This is a genomic window from Pseudomonas sp. SJZ103, assembly GCF_007828335.1.
In the GTDB taxonomy this organism is placed as follows: Bacteria; Pseudomonadota; Gammaproteobacteria; order Pseudomonadales; family Pseudomonadaceae; genus Aquipseudomonas.
The window spans coordinates 190196-206047 of the sequence record NZ_VIUN01000009.1 but is presented as its reverse complement, the minus strand read 5'-3'; the positions used below and the strand labels follow the sequence as shown (position 1 = coordinate 206047).

Below are 15852 nucleotides of genomic sequence, written 5' to 3'. Positions count from 1 at the left end.
ATCGCATCTATTTGACGCTAAATCCTGTGTACGACCTGCCGCGCGTCACTCGCCGGTAAGGGTCATTTCGCTACTCACAGGACGCCTGACCATGGATCAAGAACAGCTCTCCAACCCGCGGCTGCCTGCCGTACGCTCGCCCTTACATCCTGAACCTGGGTCTGACGACTTTTTCGACCTGACCACCCCCGAATACCATGCCCCCGTGCCGTTTTCCGAGCTCCCACTCTACATCCCCGGCATGACCACGCCTGTGGTCGGCTTCGACGGTGGGATCAATTTGGCCGCCCTGGACAACCATCGCGACGAGGGTCTGCTGTGCATCCTGTTGCCCTATCTGGACATGACGCAACTGGATTTCATCGAGCTGTTCTACCGCGATGTCATCACACCCGTAGCGACTCACACGGTGACCAAGGAACAAGCCGACAAGGGCATTCAGATCCCGTTGTACATCCCCCGTACACGGTTTACAGACGGCCCCGTGGAACCGGTTTTTTTCCGGGTTACGCGAGTGCTTGGCGGAACGGAGGAGACTCGCCGCTTCAGGCTCAAAATCGACACTGTAGCGCCTGCCGGGCCGGATCCGATACCTAGCGAACCGTGGCATTCCAACCTTGGCGCGCCCGAGCCGGATACCGACTTCGTCGATGAAACAGCAGCCGGTCTGGGGGTGAAGGTGACAATTCCCTTCTACCCCCTCGACATCAACAGGCCCGCCAACACCCACCGCACGGTGCGGGACCGCATTCGCCTGAGCATTGGCGGATTTATCCTCAACCACCGGATCACCGAAGGCGAGGCGGCCGGCCGCGAGCCGATTGTAATCTGGGTGTATGCGGGCACCTGGGCGCAGATCGGCAGCGGCTCACACGTCTGCGAGTACGAAGTCGTCGATGAGGTGGGTAACTATTCCCCAGGCTGGTCACCGGCGGTGCTGATCGAGGTCGAGCTGGATGATGGCGCCGAACCGCTGCTGCCTGAGTGCTACATCTACGAAGCACCTGCGGACGTCCTTGATGTGGACGAGCAGATGGGGGCAGACGCCACCATCGAAGTCTCCGTTCATCGCTTTGACTATGTGGTCGGCGATCTGATTCGGGTCAGGGCTATTGGCCGCAATGCGCAGGGGGCGAGCGTCACCACCTACTACGAACACCGCGTCACCGTCACCGGGCGCAATGCCCGCATCCCCTTCCCGTTCGAGGATTTTGCGCCACTGGTGGGCGGGCGTGTGCAATTGTCCTATGAGCGCATACGCGCTGGCGTTCCAAACCGGCGCTCGCACACGACTATCGTGCAGGTCACCGGCACACCGATCAACATCAGCTTGCCAGCACCTCGCGTGGATGAGGCGCCGGACGGCGTCACCCTGCCGCCGGAATCGGCATATGTCACCGTGAGAATTGACGAATACACAGGCCAGGATCCTTTCGACCTGGTCACTCTGTTCCTGGTTGGCGTGTATGCCAACGGTTCGCGGTATTACCGCGAGGTTTACAAAGCGGCCGGCGAAGGGCCTATCACCTTCCGGTTGGCGAACGGGGTCAACGGCGATATCGCCAAACTCGAAGGCGGTACCCTCAGGCTTTCTTATACCGCCACTAACGCCCAAGGAACTCGTCCCTCGCAGGATCTGCTGCTCGATGTCGGATTACCCCAGGCTTCGTTGCCTGAACCATTCGTGGAACAGGCACCGCCCCCCGAGTATGTGTTCGATCCAGACCAGTCGAGCGGTGACGCACACATCCTGGTCCGGGCACACACCGATATACAAGAAGATGACATCATTACCTTGTACTTCGAAGGTAGCGCCAGCGGCGGCAGTGCGCCCCCCATCATCTTCCAGGTATTGCCGCACTGGGTTGGCCGCGATCTGCCATTTAACGTCCAGCGCCAGTATGTTCTGGCCAATCTCAACGGATCGGCGCGCATTTACTACACCCTCACCCGTCCGGGTGCGCGCACGCGATTATCCCATGCCGTCGTGATGAAAGTCGGTGCCATGCTGACCTTGGATGTACCTGAAGTGCTGGAGGCCACGAAGACAGGCCCGACGAGTGCGCAGATGAATCCGTTGCATATCGATCAAGCGGCGGTATTCACCATCCGCGTGAGGTATGCGCCGATGCTTTATACCGATGACATCACCGTCTTCCTGTTCGGCAAGCCCGGTTTCGCGATACCGGCCATCAAACCGAAGCCCGGCGACCCGTCCTTGGGGTATGTTGATTTCTATGCCTCCGGCAGGAATATCGCGGCTCATCTGGGGCAGGTACTCAGAGTGGGCTATAGCGTCCACCGCCAGGGTGCCCTCACAAACTCCGAGATACTGGACTTGCGGGTACTGGCGTTTGATGAGCTGACGCCCAATCCACTTCCCTTTCCAAGGATCAACGACATCGCCCCCGGCGGAACGCTGAACCTCAACACCATTGCCGGCGATGCGACCGCCGCCGTGGCCAAGTGGCCCCTGAGTGCGGCGGGCGATTGGGTGTGGCTGACCTGCAGCAGCGCAGGCGTAGATGACTTGAACCTGTTGACGGCACACCCGCTTACCTCAGCGGAGGCGGCGAATGGGTTGCACAACCTGCCAGTACCGCGCAGTTGGCTGGAGTCGATCCCCAACAACAGTCCCATCCATGTGAAGTTCCAGGCAACGTTCGATGGCACCCTGGATGCCGAGAGCATCGTCACCTTTCCGATCACGACATACACCGTTGTGCAGCGGAGCAAGCTGTCGATGGAATGGCCTTTCACTACCGGCAGCTGGCACGGCTGGAGCCCAGATGGACAATACCGAGACACAAACAACATCGCCAACGAAGGCGTAGGGCTTGGGATTGGCTCATATACCGACGGGCCTTACAACTTTTCCGGGCCGGTCATCGCGTATACAGTCCAGGTACAAGCCAACAAGACCTATGACTTGAGCTTTTCACTGCGCGCGATACGAGCCACGGGCGCAAACGCAACCAATATCTATCTCACCGTCAGTGGCAGCGCTATCGGCTCAGCCGTGAACACACAAAGACAGACGATCTGGCGCACCGGCACTGGTGTCTATACCGCGCCGGTCACAGGCTCGGTAAAGCTTGGTCTACACAACACGATCTCCAGTGGCGACGGGAATGACTTCTACATCGGGCATGTCACGATGAAAGAACGGTAACTAACTGAAACAACTGATCGTTCCCACCTCGCCCGGGAACGATCAGCCCTCTCCTCCAGGTTTACAGGTAAACTCCCCCCTTTTCAGCTTCCCCACGGAGTTCGCCTTGCGTCTGTTCCACACCTCCGACTGGCACCTTGGCCAAAACCTCCACGGCCAGGAACGCGACTTCGAACACGCCTGCTTCCTCGAGTGGCTGCTGCGCCAGATCGCGGCCCAGCATCCCGATGTGCTGTTGATCGCCGGCGACATCTTCGACACCGTCAACCCGCCGCTCAAGGCCCAGGAGCGGCTGTATGACTTCATCATCAGCGCCCACGAACAAAACCCGAAACTGACCATTGTGATGATTGCCGGCAACCACGACTCCGGCTCGCGGATCGAACTGCCCGCGCCGTTGATGCGGCGCCTGCGCACCCATGCGCTGGGCCGCGTGCTATGGCTGGACGACGGCCAGCTGGACGCAGAACGCCTGCTGATTCCCCTGCCGGATGCCAAGGGCAAAGTCGCCGCGTGGTGCCTGGCGCTGCCGTTCCTGCGCCCGGCGGAAGTTACCGGTGCGCACCTGGGCGATGATTACCTGCACGGGATTGGCCAGGTGCATGAATGGTTGATCGCCGCGGCTAACGCCAAGCGTAAAAAAGGCCAGGCGCTGATTGCCATCAGCCATGCGCACATGGCCGGTGGCTCAGTGTCGGAAGACTCCGAGCGCAGCCTGATCATCGGCAATGCCGAGGCGCTGCCGGCCAAACTGTTCGACAAAAGTATCGGCTATGTTGCCCTCGGCCATTTGCACAAGCCGCAAAAGGTCAATGGCGAAGAGCGCATTCGCTACAGCGGTTCGCCGATTCCGCTGTCGTTTTCCGAAATTGGCTATAAGCACCAGATTCTCGACGTGACGTTCCAGGGCGAACGATTGGTCAGCGTCGAACCGCTGCTGATTCCCCGTTCGGTCAACCTGCAACGCTTGGAAGCCGCGCCCCTGGCCGACATCCTCAAGGCCCTGGCGGACTTGCCCGATATCGACCTGCTCGCCGAAACCCAGCGCCACCCCTGGCTGGAAGTGCGCGTGCGCCTCGACGAGCCGCAACCGGACCTGCGCCAACAGATCGAAACCGCCCTGCAAGGCAAGGCCGTGCGCCTGGTGCGCATCGCTGCCGAGTACGCCGGCAAACGTGGCAGCGACACCACCGATGATGAGCGCCTGATCGAACTCGACCAGCTCACGCCCCAGGAGCTGTTCAGCCGCGCCTGGCAGGACAGCTACGGCAGTGAAGTGGATGAACAGACCTTGAAAGATTTCGCCGTGCTGCTCCAGGAAGTGCAACAGGCAGGTGAACAGCCATGAAGATCCTCGCCATCCGCCTGAAAAACCTCGCGTCCCTGGCCGGGCCGTTCGAGATCGACTTTACCGCAGAGCCCCTGGCCAGCGCCGGACTGTTCGCCATTACCGGGCCGACCGGCGCCGGTAAAAGTACCCTGCTGGATGCCCTGTGCCTGGCGCTGTTTGGCGCCGTGCCACGTCTGGGCGATACCGGCCAGGCCAAGATGCCGGATGCCGACAGCGATATTTCCATCGGCGACCCACGCACCCTGATCCGTCGCGGCACCGGTGGCGGTTATGCCGAAGTTGACTTTGTCGGCGTCAGCGGCCGTCGCTACCGTGCGCGCTGGGAAGCCAATCGCGCCCGCGACAAGGCCAGCGGCAAGTTGCAGAACAGTCGGCAAAGCCTGATCGACCTGGACAGCGACCAACTGCTGGCCAGCCAGAAGACCGAATACAAGACCCAGCTGGAATTGGCCCTGGGCCTGAACTTCGAGCAGTTCACCCGCGCCGTGCTGCTGGCCCAGAGTGAGTTCAGCGCCTTCCTCAAGGCCAATGACAACGAACGCAGCGAACTGCTGGAAAAGCTCACCGACACCGCGCTGTACACCCAGCTCGGCCGCCGCGCGTTCGATAAGGCCAAGGAGGCCAAAGACGCGCACAAACACTTGCAGGACCAGGCCACCGGCGTGGTGCCCCTGGCCCCTGAAGCGCGCGCCGAGCTGGACCAGCAATTCAATGCGGCCCAGCAACAGCTCAAGACCCAACAGGCCCAACTCAAGCAATTGGAGTTGCAGCACACCTGGCTCAAGGAATTGCGCGAATGGCAGGACCGCCAGCGCAGTGCCACCGAACAGTTGCAGCGCGCGCAAGCGGAGTGGGACAGCCAGGGGGCACAGCGCCAAGACCTGAGCCGCCTGGACCAACTGGCGCCGCAACGACATCAGTTTGCGCGCCTGGCAGAACTCGACACCTTGCTCACGCCGCTGGCTACGCAAATTCAGGCGCATATCGAGCAACAGGCCGAGTTGCAGACTCGTCAGGAACAGGCCCTGCAACAGCAGGCCTCAGCCCAAGCCGCGTTGGCCGATGCCGTGAAGCAACAGACCGACGCCGCCCCGCTGCTGCATCAGGCCTTCGCCGAACAGAACACCCTCGCCCACTTGACCAAGGACCTGGCCAAGCGCAGCGAGGATAAGCAGCAACACGAAGCCGCCTGCGCCGAAGGCCAGACGCTGCTCCAAGGCTTACAGGCCAAGCACACCCACGTTGCCGAACGCCTGCAACGCCTGGCCGCCGAACTTGAACGCAGCAGCGCCCTCGCCCCGCTCAGCGAGGCTTGGAACGCCTACCGCGATCGCCTGCAACAACTGATGCTGATTGGTAATCGCCTGAAGAAAGGCCAGGCCGAACTGCCGCAACTGGAACAACGTGCCACGACCGCCGCGGAAAAATTCGCCCAACAACGTGACGCGCTGGACCTGCTGTACCAGGAAGCCGGTGCCGAGCCGCACGCCGTGGCCGAGCAGGTCCAGCTGCTGGCCAGCCTGCTGCAAGACAATCGCAAGCAGCAACGCGCCTTCGAAGACCTGACTCGACTGTGGGACAGCCAGCAGCAGTTGGACCAGCAAGCCGCTGCCGTCGCGCAAAAGCTCGTCGATGCCGCGCAGCAGCGCGAACAACTGAACCAGACCGGCCTGCAAACCAAAGCCGAACTTACCGTCGCCGAACAGACCCTGGCGGTGACCAAGCAGGTGCTGGAACGCCAGCGCCTGGCGCGCAGCGCCAGCGTCGAGGAACTGCGCGAGCAATTGCAGGACGGCCAGCCCTGCCCGGTGTGCGGCAGCCATGAACATCCTTACCACCAGCCCGAAGCTCTGCTGCACAGCCTCGGGCGCCACGACGACAACGAAGAGGCCACGGCGCAGAAAGCCGTCGATACCCTCAAGGAAAAACTCACCGAACTGCGTGGTGAAGTCGGCGGTTTGATCGCCCAGCAAAAAGAATTCCTGCAACAACAGGAACACCTGGTCACCCAACAGCAGACGCTCCAGCCCAGCCTGGACGCGCACCCACTGGCGGCCTCGCTGTTCAACCAGGACGAAGCCAAACGCAGCCATTGGTTGGCCCAGCAACTCAGCCAACTGACCCAAAGCATCACCCAGGACGAACAACGCCAGGGCGCCCTGCTCAACCTGCAGCAAAACGCCGGGCGCTTGCAGCAGCAACTGCAAGCCGCCCAGGACGCGAGCCAGCAGGCGCGCCAATTGCTGGTGGACCAGCAGCGCGAGCTGTCCAACGACCGTGAACGTCTCGACGAAGAACTCACCGCCTTTGCCCACCTGCTGCCCGCCGACACACTGGAAGGCTTGCGCAGCGACCCGGCTGCGACCTTTATGCAGTTGGACCAGCAGGTCAGCCAACGCCTTGAACAGCTGGGTCACCAGAAGGATGAGCTCGCCGAGCAGCAGGAACGCCAGCAGGCCATCGAGAAAGAGCACACCCATCAGCTGCATCGCCAACAGCAACTCGACGCCCTGAACCAGCAATTTACCGAACTGGCAGCGCAGCAACAGGCCGCCCAGGAAAAACTCAGTGCCTTGCTGGGCGAGCACGCCAGCGCCGAACACTGGCAGCAGCAGTTGGAACAGGCCGTGGTGCAGTCACGCCAGAGCGAGGCCGACGCCAACCTACAGTTGCAGGACATCCGCAACCAGCTGATCCAACTGGCCGCCGACCTCAAGGCCCACCAGGAGCGCCAGCAATCCTTCGAAGCCGAACAGCACACCCTCGAGGCCCGTACCAACGAATGGCGCGCCCTGCACCCCGAACTGGATGACGAGGGCCTGGCGCGTCTGCTGGCTTTCGATGACGCGCACATCAGCGCGCTGCGCCAGCATCTGCACAGCAGCGAAAAAGCCGTCGAGCAAGCCAAGGTGTTGCTGCAAGAGCGCGAACAACGCCTCGCCGAACACCAGGCCCTGCACAACGACAACCTGGACGCCGAACAACTCGATGGCGCCCTGGCCGCGCTCAATCAACAATTGGCCGAGGGCGAAAAACACTGCGCCGAACTGCGCGCGCGCCAGTCCGAAGACCAGCGTCGCCAGGACGCCAACAGCGCCCTGGCCGAGCAAATCACCAAGGCCTATGAAGAGTGGCAACGCTGGGCGCGCCTGAACGCGCTGATCGGCTCAGCCAGCGGCGACACCTTCCGCAAGATCGCCCAGGCCTACAACCTCGACCTGCTGGTGCACCACGCCAACGTGCAGCTGCGCCAACTGGTGCGCCGCTACCGCCTCAAGCGCGGCGGCAGCATGTTGGGCCTGCTGGTGATGGACACGGAAATGGGCGATGAACTGCGCTCGGTGCACTCGTTGTCCGGCGGCGAAACGTTCCTGGTGTCCCTGGCGCTGGCGTTGGGTCTGGCGTCGATGGCCTCAAGCACGTTGAAGATCGAGTCGCTGTTTATCGACGAAGGCTTCGGCAGCCTCGACCCCGAGTCCCTGCAATTGGCGATGGACGCCCTCGACGGGTTGCAGGCCCAGGGGCGCAAAGTGGCAGTGATCTCCCACGTGCAGGAAATGCACGAACGCATCCCGGTACAGATCCAGGTCAAGCGCCAGGGCAATGGCTTGAGCACCCTGGAGGTCAAGTGAGCGAGGCGCTGCTGTATTCGTTCCGGCGCTGCCCCTATGCCATGCGCGCACGCCTGGCGCTGCGCTACTCGGGGGTGGCGGTGCGGATTGTCGAGGTGAGCCTCAAGGCCAAGCCGGCCGAGATGCTGGCGCTGTCGCCCAAAGGCACGGTGCCGGTGCTGGTGGTGGATGGCGAAGTGATCGACGAGAGCCTGGCGATCATGCGGTGGGCCTTGGCCCGGCACGACCCGGATAACTGGTTATTGCAGGGAGATCCGGCGGTACTTGAGCTGATCGCCGAGAACGATTCAACCTTCAAACATCACTTGAATCGATACAAGTACGCCGAACGCTACCCCGAGCAGCCGATGGAACACTATCGAGCCGAAGGCGAGGTGTTCTTGCAGAAGCTTGAGGGGTTGCTGGCCCAACACGCCTATCTGCTGGCCGACCACCCTAGCCTGGCGGACATGGCGCTTGCGCCGTTTATACGGCAGTTTGCCCACGTGGACCGCGAATGGTTTGCCGGTACGCCGTTCAAAGCGTTGCAACGCTGGTTGGAAGACTTCCTGCAATCCCCCCTGTTTATCGGCGTGATGGCGAAGGCTTAGCCTTCGATCAGGCTCAACAACCGCTCGCGGGCGATCTCCGGTTCGCCGTCCGACAACTGCACGGATGACAGGATCGGGGTGGAATAAAGGGCGAGGATAAGTGCGGCGAGTCGAAATGCCATGCTGTCGATTCCATGAAAGAGGGCGTCAATATTTAAGCGTCAATTTAAACACATGGCAATACGCCACTACCTCATTTTTTTCTTTGACAGATACACAAACGCCAAACCACTCGAACGCGCGCTTACGTTCCAGTGGTTTGGCGTCTGCTTGTGTGCAGGGTCAATCAGCGCTCATTGCTGGGTCTTGTGATCCAGGGCGGCGTAGAAGTTGGCGCTTTGTTGCAGGTATTTCTGGGTGTAGGCACTGGTGCTGGATTTTGTGCCGGTGACTTCCACGCTGGCAGCGGCAGGCAGGGCCACGGTGGCGGAAACGGCGGAGGCGGCGATGACGGAGAAGAGATTCAAGTTCATGTCGGTAACCCTTGTATTCGTTTGGTTGGGTGGCCGGGGAAGGCCTTGGAACCCAACTTACGCCCGAGGGTTGAAGCTTAGAAATGCTTTGAAACAGTAGCCGCTATTAATACAATTAATACTAAGGGTCAGGCCCCGCACTGCGAGGCCTGTGGCTTATTGACGCACCAGAAACTTGAGGTCGCTGGGGGCATCGATCGGCAATTTCTGCACGGTTTTACCCAGCAGGCCGGTCTTGGGGTCACGCTCGACCACCACGATTTCGTTGCTCTTCTGGTTGGCGATCAGCAGGAACTTGCCGCTCGGATCGAGGCTGAACTCCCTCGGGTGGTCGCCTTCGACGCTGCGGCGCTGCAGCTCCTTGAGGTGGGCGGTGGCCGGGTCCACGCCAAATACGATGATCTGGTTGGCGGTGCCGCGATTGCTCACGTAGAGGAACTTGCCATCGCTGGAGGCGTGCAGTGCGGCGCCGGCCTTGTCGGACACCGGTTGCCCGGCGGCGTAGTCGACCAATTGGGTCTGGCGAAGCGTGCCGTCGGCGTAATCAAACACCGCGACCTGGGCGCTCATCTCGGTGGTCAGCCAGGCATGCTTGCCATCGGCGCTGAACAGCAGGTGGCGCGGGCCGCTGCCCGGTGGCAAGGGCACCGATGCCGGGTTGGCAGGGGTCAGCGGCAGTTCGTGATTGGCCTTGGGGTCGTAGCGGTAGGCGAAGACCTTGTCCGCGCCCAGGTCCTGCACAAACACGTACTTGCCATCCGGCGACGACACCACCGAATGCACGTGGTTGGAGGCCTGGCGCTCGGGATTGACGCGACTGGCCGGGTGCCCGCTCAACTGCACCGGGGCCGACAGCTTGCCGGCAGCGTCCACCGGCAGGACCGCCAGACTGCCGCCCGGGTCTTCCACCACCGAATAATTGGCGACGAACAGGTAACGCCCATCCGCGGCGACGCTGGAATGGGTCGGCTCATTGCCCAGGCTCTGCACCTGGTTGATCAGGGTGAGCTGATGACTCTTCGGGTCGATGCTGTAGCTGCTCACGCGACCGACCGGGTCTTGCTGGCCAGGGCCGTTCTCATTGACCACAAACAGATGCTTCTGGTCTTTTGAGACCGTCAGCCACGACGGGTTGGCGGCCTTCGCGGCCAGTACCGGCTTGCCTTGGAACTGACCGGTGCGGCTGTCGAATTGCAGGCGATAAATGCCTTCGCTGGAGCCGGCGGTGTAGCTGCCCACCAACAACTCATAGGTGTCAGCCGGTGCAGCCTGCACCGACATCGCGCCCACACTGCCGGCCATCAGCAGCGGCCAGAATTTACGCATCATCATGCTCGTCTTCCTCGTCGTTATTGTTGCCGGTGAAGGCGGCCATGCACACCAGGCGGTGCTCGCCCGAATCACCGGTGAGGGTCCAGCTTTGCAAGGCGTCATCAAAGGTCGCAGCCTCTATTTGCGCCAGGCTGAACGTCCAGCGTTTCTCGGCCCGACCGTCCATGCTCTTGATCAGCAGCTGTTGATCGTCGAGCGTGAAATCAAAGGCATGCAGCCCATCGATTTCGAGCATGTCGCTGGTTTGGAGTTCAGTAAGCAGGGAGGCGGCAGTCATCAGGTTCATTCATCGCTGGAAAAAACGCTGATGATAGGCCAATCCGGCGATGCCGTCGTGCCGCGATAGCGGGCTACCGCACCGCGGCGGCCGGCGCTTGCCATTCTGGGGGCGAACCACCCCAAAGAACGGAATCTCCTATGCCAGACACTTCTATCGCCTCGCCGACGGGGCCCCTGCAGTTCGCACACCGCAGCAACACTCCCGCCCTGGCGGTCTCCCAGCAGTTCGCCACACGCCCGACGTTGCGCCAGGTGGTCGAACTGCACCTGCACGAACGCCTGCAGGAACAGTTCCCATCGCTGCATCTGGATCTGTCCACCCTCAAGCTGGCCATCCCCAACCAACGGCGCGGCTGGGACCTCAGGCGCTTGACCGATGTGGTCCTCGAACACCTGGGCAATGGCACGGCCCTGAACCTGACCCAGGCGGTCGACCAGCGCCGCTGCTTCCTGTCCCAGCGCCCGCCCTCACGCTTGACCTTTGAGGCCAATGGCCCGCGCGAGCCGGACATGGCGGTGATCGAACGGCTGATCCTGGACCTGGCCTTTACCCTGCCCATCGCTTTTCAGCAAGCCCTGGCCACCTATTGGAACGGCGATGCCGACACGGCCACCAGCCGTTGGCAATGGCTCGGCGATCTGCTGGCGGATACCCTCAAAAGTAGCGCAAGCCTGCTGCCCGCCGGCACGCCGCGAGACATGCTGGACAGCCTGACCCGCCAGCCTGACCGGCGCGAACGCCAGGAGGGGCCCGGCGGCTTTGTGCATGCTTACTGCCTGGAAGCCTGTGTGACCCGGCAGGAAGGCGAAGCTCGCCTGCTGAGCAGCGACCTGCTGTTGGTACAAGGCCACCAGGCCTTGCTGTGCCAGGCGTCGGGCAGCGTCGAGCCATTTGCCTCATTGGAGGCCTTCACCCAAGCCTGGGGCCAGCGCCTGAGCCAGCGGTTGCAGGTCGACAAGGTGGTGGTCAGGCGCTACGAGCCCGATGGCAATCTCTTCGATACCCAGGCCGCCCTGTTGCTCAACCAGCAACTGGACGACCTCGAAGCCATCGCCCTGCCCGCCTCCGACGGCGTGCGCAGTCTGGAGCAGCGTTTTGCCCAGGCGACGGACCCCAGCTCAGCCTTCATCGCTGCGCCGGCCCCCGACCCGACACATCAGAACGCCATCCACACGGCGCTGCCCGCCTGGCTGCAGACCGCCAATGCCCAGCAGCGCTTCGCCTATCGCCAGGGTCTGTTGGAACAGGCACACCTGCAGCGCCAACAGACCGGGGCGTCGTTCCTGGACGGGGTCGAGAGCCTGCCGGCCTTTGCCTCCCGCACCCTGCGCGAGCAGATGCGTCGCGACCACCCCGGCTCCACCGTGGACCCGGACAACCTGCGGCTGACCTTCCACGTCCCGGTGGGTGACTTGCACGGCGGCTACCTGGCACCGGTGACCCTGGGCCTGACCGAGCTGGCCATCAAGAACCTCGCCGCCGCGCCTCACGGCCGCATGACCTTGCAGGACACGTCCGGGGCCGCCCTCCCGGCCTGGCTGACCGAGGACTACATCCTCGGGGAAAAAGGCCTGTTCCACAGCACGCCCGGCCTGATCCGCCAAGTGGATATCGGCCGGGACTACCCGCAACAGCTGCGCGGCCTGCTACTGGGCGACACCCCACAGGTACGCCGGCGTGAGATGCTGTTCGGCCAGGCGCTGACGGTGCAACTGCCGCGCCAGGCCCTGGAACTGGCGATTCGCGGGCAACAGGGCTTCAGCTTCCTGGGTTATCGCTACGTCAAGGCCGTGCTGCACGCCAGCACGGCGGGGCGCGTGGTCGATACCCTCGACATCGTGATGCGCCCGCTGGCCTTCGCCCGCAAGCCCGCTGCCGTGCCGGATATCGTCGGCAATATGTTTATCGTCGAGGCCCGTGACATCGACGCCGGGCCGTCCATTCTCTACCGCCCGCTGTACTCAGACGCGTTGCAGCAATTCGCCAGCCGCGCGGCCCTGTTCGACGCCATCGCCCAACCCGGTGCGCTGCAAGACAGCGTGCTGGCCTGGATGACCGACAAGGCCCGGCCGATCTACAGCCACGATGGCTTCCGCAGCCCGCATATCCTGCGCTTCGGCCAGGGCGACGACACGGTACAGTGGCCAGCACCGCCGCCTGCACAGTTGGCACATGACGCCAATGGCGACGAGGTCCAGGGTTCCCTGGCCCAATGCCTGGCCACCGGCAACCTGACCCAGTATCTCTACGGCAGCAACGCCCGGGCGCTGGTGGACCTGGCGGACCGCGACTCGGTGTCCAATGCCGAAAGCCGTTGGGCGGTGTTGCTCGAAGGGGGCTGGTTGTTGTTCAACGCCCTGCTGATGCCGCTGCTGCGCGGGCCGGCGATGGTCGCCGGCTGGATGGTGCAACTGGCGGTCAGCCTCCAGCACGATATGGCCGCCCTGCAAGGCGACGATGCCGCCGCCCGCGAGCTGGCCTGGGTCGACGTGCTGCTCAATATCGGCCTGATCCTGCTGCACATGGGCACCCGGCAACACCCGACCATCGAGTTACCCTCGGAGCCCGCCTTGCCGGCCACCCTCGCGGCCCTGCAGCGCCCCACAGGCCTTGCGCCACACCCGACCACACCGGTGGAACTGGGGCCGGTGGGCCTGCCCGCGGAGCCGCCGGCCGGCGACCGGACCCTGGTCGACTTCATTCACTGCAACGCCCGCGACGCCAGCCGTCGACGACTGCTCGATGCCCTGCGCGAGCTGCGGGTGCCATGGCCGGTGCCGGCGCCCGAGCCGCTGGAAGTCGGCATGTTCAAAGGGCTGTACCGCATCGACCAGCAATGGCATGCCTCGGTGGCCGGCCTGCTGTTTCGGGTCGCCATCGTGCCGGAATTCGGCGAAGTGACGCTGATCCACCCGCAAAAACCGCAACATCCGGGGTTTGCACTGGCACGCAATGCCCGTGGCCAATGGGGCCTGGACCTGGGCCTGAAACTGCGCGGTGGCGGGCCGAAAAACCGGCTCAAGGCCAAGCTGGCGCAGATCGACCAGCAGCGCACCCAAGTGTCGGATGAAATCAATCGCATCAGTGATGAGGTCAGCAGCCTGATCAAACGCCTGCAGCCTATCGACCAGGTGCTGGATGCCGCCCGCCTGAAGTTCGAGCAGGCCCACAATGCCTTGGGCCTGGCCCGCAACCGCTTGCGCGGCGCACCTGACGACCCGACGCGGGTGGCCGAGCACCTGGCCAGCGTCGCTCAGCGCTCTCGGGCCAGGGCCGGCTTCCAGGCATTTCAGGAGCGCTTCGACGTGGCCGCCGCCGAGTTGCTGCAACAACGGCGCACGTTGATCGAGGCCTACACCCGGATGAAGGCGGTGGACAGCCGCTTTGACTACGAAGGGCTGTGCGTGGAGCAATACCAGTCGATCCTGGCCACCGATGAAATTCGTGTCAGCCAGCTGTCGTCCCTGTACCTGGCGACGTTCATGTCCGAGCAGGGTGAGTCGCTGATCGAACTGCAAAGCCGCGCCCAGGACGCGGGGGCAATCCGCTATGTCAAAGACCTGCTGGAAACCAACTTCGCCGTGTCCGAGCGCCATGCCCAGGCAATGATCGCCATCGAGGACACCCTGGAGGCGATGGCCACACGCTTGAAAACCGGCGCGGCCCAGCGCCTGAACTACCTCAACGGGCATCCCAAGCGCCGGTTCTACAACCGCCTCAATGCCACCCTCGAATCCCTGGATGTACTGACCGAGTTGAGCATCGACCAGACGATCCCGGCCACAACGCCCCAGGAGCAGTATTTCCTGGCCCGCCATGAGCACCTGCAATCCTCCCTGTCTTCCCTGGAAGACTCACACCTGGACCTGCTGACCACCGAGGGTTTCACCCCGACCGAGCGCAAGGAGGTGCTGGCCAACCTGGTCAGGCATTACAACCGGCGCCTGCAGATTTACCAGAGCCTGCTGGAGCTCGACTCGCCCCTGGTGCACCCGCGGCATATGCCGCTGTTGATCGAGCGCTTGTACACCGCGCGCGACAGCGCCGAGGCCGACCTGGCCGCGCTGCTGCGCGAAGATGAATTCCTGCCGCCGCAACCGGGCGCCTTCAAACCGGTGCGATCCCCGTCAAGAACCAAACGCGTATTCAAGTCACGGGACAAAGGCGCCTTGGTCGGTGAACTGGAGCCGGCACAAAGTGACCAGCCCTTCCCGACCATCGTGACCCGCAACCCCATTACCCAGCAGGTCAGCGGGCGCTTCATGGAGCACCCCAACGAGGGGTGGGTGAAGATTATCGAGGCCAGGCCCAGCCGCCCCGTCGAGCCACCCCAGGCCCCCGCGCTGTCCACGCTGCGCAGCCAGGCGCAACGGTTGCTGGAAGAAGTGCCGGCCCTCGAGCGCTCCATCGAGTTCCAGAAGAAGAAACTCGGCGACCCGACGCGTCGCGATGATCTCAACCCGCGTGACTGGCACGACATGCTCGCGCACCAGGCCGAGCGCCTCGACAGCGTCGCCGCCGAGTTGTCCAGCCACACGGCCGACAAGCCGGACGTGCTCCAGACCGTCGAGCGCCTGCGCCTGCGCGCCGACGAGTTGCGCAGCCAAGGCCGCCAGCATTGCATCGAGGGCTACAAGGCTCAACGCCCGCGCCAGGAAAACATCGAGTTCCTGCGGGCTCATGCCGCGATCGATATCGGCCTGGTCCACGGCCCGCAACGCACCGCCGCCAAGGACTATGTGTCGGAGTTCGCCGTGCGCGAGAAGAACCGTCTCACGGTGCTGTGGTATGCCCACTTTCACTACAGCCAGGCCGACAGCCCACCGGGCGCTTATACGGCGGCGCATCTCAAGCGTCCCGAACAGCGCTTTGTCACCCTCAAGGACCTGATCGCCCAGGCCGAGGCAGACAACCGAAGCATCGTGCGCGACCTGTACAACCCGATCACCGCACCGCTGGACCAACGCCTGTTCCTAAGCCTGCTGCCCAGCTGAAATCCCGCCATGAACGGCATCGCTTTGC

Annotated in this window: 9 protein-coding genes; 5 read left to right on the top strand and 4 right to left on the bottom strand. The window is 63.0% G+C overall.

Annotated elements, in window-relative coordinates:
- The first annotated feature begins 91 nt into the window (after positions 1-91).
- The 4 genes from FBY10_RS20000 (at position 92) to FBY10_RS19985 (ending at position 8745) form a co-directional block, all read left to right on the top strand.
- Positions 92-3172, top strand: a complete 3081-nt coding sequence (locus tag FBY10_RS20000) for a hypothetical protein (protein ID WP_131700578.1) — start codon at positions 92-94, stop codon at positions 3170-3172.
- Between the two features lie 106 nt (positions 3173-3278).
- Positions 3279-4520: an exonuclease SbcCD subunit D C-terminal domain-containing protein gene (locus tag FBY10_RS19995; RefSeq protein WP_131700577.1), complete on the top strand. Its 1242-nt coding sequence runs from the start codon at positions 3279-3281 to the stop codon at positions 4518-4520.
- Positions 4517-8155, top strand: a complete 3639-nt coding sequence (locus FBY10_RS19990) for an AAA family ATPase (protein ID WP_145337552.1) — start codon at positions 4517-4519, stop codon at positions 8153-8155. Before FBY10_RS19995 ends, FBY10_RS19990 begins: the two co-directional genes overlap by 4 nt.
- Positions 8152-8745 carry a glutathione S-transferase gene (locus FBY10_RS19985; RefSeq protein WP_131700575.1) on the top strand — a complete coding sequence of 198 codons (594 nt, stop codon included), beginning with the start codon at positions 8152-8154 and terminating at the stop codon, positions 8743-8745. Before FBY10_RS19990 ends, FBY10_RS19985 begins: the two co-directional genes overlap by 4 nt.
- Here FBY10_RS19985 and FBY10_RS31835 read toward each other — a convergent pair.
- The 4 genes from FBY10_RS31835 to FBY10_RS19970 form a co-directional block, all read right to left on the bottom strand.
- A complete protein-coding gene (locus tag FBY10_RS31835) occupies positions 8742-8867 on the bottom strand; it encodes a hypothetical protein (protein ID WP_256663561.1) in 126 nt (41 codons plus the stop codon). The two genes, FBY10_RS19985 and FBY10_RS31835, sit on opposite strands and share 4 nt — an antisense overlap.
- A 171-nt stretch (positions 8868-9038) precedes the next feature.
- On the bottom strand, positions 9039-9218 hold the full coding sequence (locus tag FBY10_RS19980; protein WP_145337551.1) for a hypothetical protein: 180 nt from the start codon (positions 9216-9218) through the stop codon (positions 9039-9041).
- A gap of 156 nt (positions 9219-9374) precedes the next feature.
- Complete coding sequence (locus FBY10_RS19975) at positions 9375-10550, bottom strand: lactonase family protein (RefSeq protein WP_145337550.1); 1176 nt, start codon at positions 10548-10550, stop codon at positions 9375-9377.
- A complete protein-coding gene (locus tag FBY10_RS19970) occupies positions 10537-10827 on the bottom strand; it encodes a DUF5629 family protein (RefSeq protein ID WP_131700572.1) in 291 nt (96 codons plus the stop codon). Before FBY10_RS19970 ends, FBY10_RS19975 begins: the two co-directional genes overlap by 14 nt.
- Positions 10828-10967: 140 nt before the next feature.
- On the opposite strand from FBY10_RS19970, the gene FBY10_RS19965 reads away from it, so the two are divergent.
- On the top strand, positions 10968-15824 hold the full coding sequence (locus tag FBY10_RS19965) for a hypothetical protein (RefSeq protein WP_145337549.1): 4857 nt from the start codon (positions 10968-10970) through the stop codon (positions 15822-15824).
- Positions 15825-15852 lie beyond the last annotated feature (28 nt).